This is a genomic window from Kitasatospora putterlickiae (assembly GCF_039527695.1).
In the GTDB taxonomy this organism is placed as follows: Bacteria; Actinomycetota; Actinomycetes; order Streptomycetales; family Streptomycetaceae; genus Kitasatospora; species Kitasatospora putterlickiae.
On record NZ_BAAAKJ010000333.1, the window covers coordinates 1 to 2,595 of the forward strand.

The following is a 2,595-nucleotide window of genomic DNA, read 5'->3' on the forward strand; positions in this document are numbered from 1 at the left end:
CCACCACTCCGGCGGACGGCCCCGACCGGACCGGCTCCCACACCTACGAGACGATTCCCGTGGGCGAGGGCCCGCACAGCGTCGCCGCGAGCGGCGACGGCCGGCGGGTCTACGTCACCAACTTCCTCGACGGGACGGTCACCGCCGTCGACACCCCGGCGAACACCGTCGCGACGACCTTCCCGGTCGCCGTCGGCCCGTACGGGGTGGCCCTCGACCCGCCCGGCGAGCGGCTGTACGTCGCCGAGCAGTCCTCCGACGTGGTCAAGGTGTTCGACACCGCCACCGGCGGCGAGATCACCAGCACCGGCACGGGCGCCCGCCCGTACGGCCTGGCCGTCACCGTCCACCCCGAGCAGTTACTGATCGCCGACGCCATCGACAACCAGGTGATGATCTCCGATCTGCTCACCAAGAGCCACGGCGCCCTGACCGGCATCGACTTTCCGGTCGGCCTCGCCGCGGACCCCTCCGGCAACCGCTTCTACGCCGGCAACTACTTCGCGAACACGGTCTCGGTGTACGACGCGACCGAGGTCATCCAGGTGGAGGGGCCGACGCCGGCCGAGCCGCTGGACGTGTTCCCGGTCGACCGGGGGCCGTACGGCCTGGCCGTCGGCCCGCACGACTCGATGCTGTACGTGGCCCACTTCCCGTTCGACACGGTCTCCGTGGTCGACGTCAACAGCGGCGCCGTCACCCGCGTCATCCCCGTGCCGGGAGGCCCGCGCGGTGTCGCCGTCAGTCCGGACGGCGACCGCCTCTACGTCACCGCCTTCTTCGAACGGTCGCTGGTGATCATCCCGCTCTGAGCCCCTAATTCGGACACCTGTTCGATTCTCGGCGTAGGCTGGAACCATGAGCACCACCGCCGCCGTCCACCTCCAGCCGTCGCTGTTCGACGACCCCGGGCCGACCGGGCCCGCCCTCGGGCCGCTCACGGGCGTGCGCAGGGAGGCGCTGGGGTCCGGCGCCTGGGTGGACCTGCTGCCCGGCTGGCTGCACGGAGCGGACCGGCTGTTCGAACAGCTGGCCGCCGAGGTGCCCTGGCGGGCCGAACGGCGCGAGATGTACGAGCGCACGGTGGACGTCCCCCGGCTGCTCGCCTCCTACCGGGAGGACGACCCGCCGCCGCACCCGGTGCTCGGCGAGGCCCGCACGGCGCTGAGCGCGTACTACGCGCGCGAGCTGCGCGAGCCGTTCCGCACCCTCGGGCTCTGCTACTACCGGGACGGCCGGGACAGCGTGGCCTGGCACGGCGACCGGATCGGGCGGGGCGCGCGCGAGGACACCATGGTGGCGATCCTCTCCGTCGGCGAACCCCGGGCGCTGCTGCTGCGTCCCCGGAGCGGCGGCGGCCCGGTGCTGCGGCACCGGCTCGGGCACGGCGACCTGCTGGTGATGGGCGGCTCCTGCCAGCGCACCTGGGAGCACGCCGTACCGAAGACCGCCCGGCCGGCGGGCCCCCGGATCAGCGTCCAGTTCCGGCCGCGCGGCGTCTCCTGAGCCCGTAGGCGCACCGACCCACCGGAGAGACCCAGGTCCGAGGAGGCCGCGGCATGCCGAAGGCGGGCAGGTACCACGAGGGCGTCCCCTGCTGGGTCGAGCTGGGCGCGGTGGACCCCGGGCGGGCCCGGCGCTTCTACGGCGCGCTGTTCGGTTGGGAGTTCGTCGACCTGCCCGGCCGGACCGTCGCCACGCTGCGCGGCGCCCAGGTCGCGGGCCTCACCACCGGGCCGGCGGGCTCCGCGCAGGCCTGGACGACGTACCTGGCGGTGACCGACGCCGCGCGCACGGCCGAGGCGGTCCGGGAGGCGGGCGGGCGGGTCCTGCGCGAGCCCTACGAGGTGCCGCCCGAACAGGGCTGGGCGGCGCTCGCGGCCGACCCGGCCGGCGCGGTCTTCGGCCTGCGGCAGGGGCTGCTGTGGCAGGGCGCGGGCCTGGTCGACGAGCCGGCCGCGTTCAGCTGGAGCGAGCAGCACTCCCCCGACCCGGACACCGCCCGGGCCTTCTACCAGCGGGTCTTCGGCTACGCGTACGGCCGCGAGGCCGACGGCGCCACCCTGTTCCGGGTCGACGGACAGCCGGCCGGCGGCATCGCACGGGGACCGGACGCCGGCTGGGCCGTCCACTTCGGGACCGCCGACACCGACCTCGCGGTCCAGCGGGTGCGCGAACTCGGCGGCACGGTGCCGGCCGGACCGGAACCCACCCCGTTCGGGCGGCGGGCGGTGGTCCGCGACGACGGCGGCGCGGCGTTCACCCTGGTCGGCCTCCCGTCGGCGGAGCGGACACCGGCCGCCTGAGCGCCTCCCGCAGCCGGGCGATGTCCCCGGCGTCCTTCGCCCGGCGCGGACGGCGCGGGTCCCAGACCGGCATCATCCGCTTGATCTCGATCTGCGCGTGCGGCGCGACGATCGGGCAGACCAGCCCGCCGAGCCGCCCCGGCGGCCCGTCCAGCAGTCCGGCCGGCCAGGCCGTCCCCGCCCAGGGACCGCCGGCCACCAGCACCCGGCCGTCCGGCACCAGGTCGACCAGGGCGAAGCCCGACTCCAGGCCGTCCCTGACGACGTCGAACTGCTGCTCCGGCGGGGC

At 75.4% G+C, this 2,595-nt stretch carries 3 protein-coding genes and 1 pseudogene; 3 read left to right on the forward strand and 1 reads right to left on the reverse strand.

Annotated elements, in window-relative coordinates; all coding sequences use genetic code 11:
• The 3 genes from ABD308_RS31345 to ABD308_RS31355 form a co-directional block, all read left to right on the forward strand.
• Positions 1-812, forward strand: an 812-nt coding sequence (locus ABD308_RS31345) for a YncE family protein (RefSeq protein ID WP_344342559.1), incomplete at its 5' end; no start/stop codon positions are given.
• Positions 813-858: 46 nt separating this feature from the next.
• Positions 859-1,506, forward strand: a complete 648-nt coding sequence (locus tag ABD308_RS31350) for an alpha-ketoglutarate-dependent dioxygenase AlkB (RefSeq protein ID WP_344342560.1) — start codon at positions 859-861, stop codon at positions 1,504-1,506.
• A 53-nt stretch (positions 1,507-1,559) separates the two neighbouring features.
• A complete protein-coding gene (locus ABD308_RS31355; RefSeq protein WP_344342561.1) occupies positions 1,560-2,306 on the forward strand; it encodes a VOC family protein in 747 nt (248 codons plus the stop codon).
• On the opposite strand, the pseudogene ABD308_RS31360 reads toward ABD308_RS31355, so the two are convergent.
• Positions 2,260-2,595: pseudogene (locus tag ABD308_RS31360) on the reverse strand (hypothetical protein); the annotation flags it as partial. The gene ABD308_RS31355 and the pseudogene ABD308_RS31360 sit on opposite strands and share 47 nt — an antisense overlap.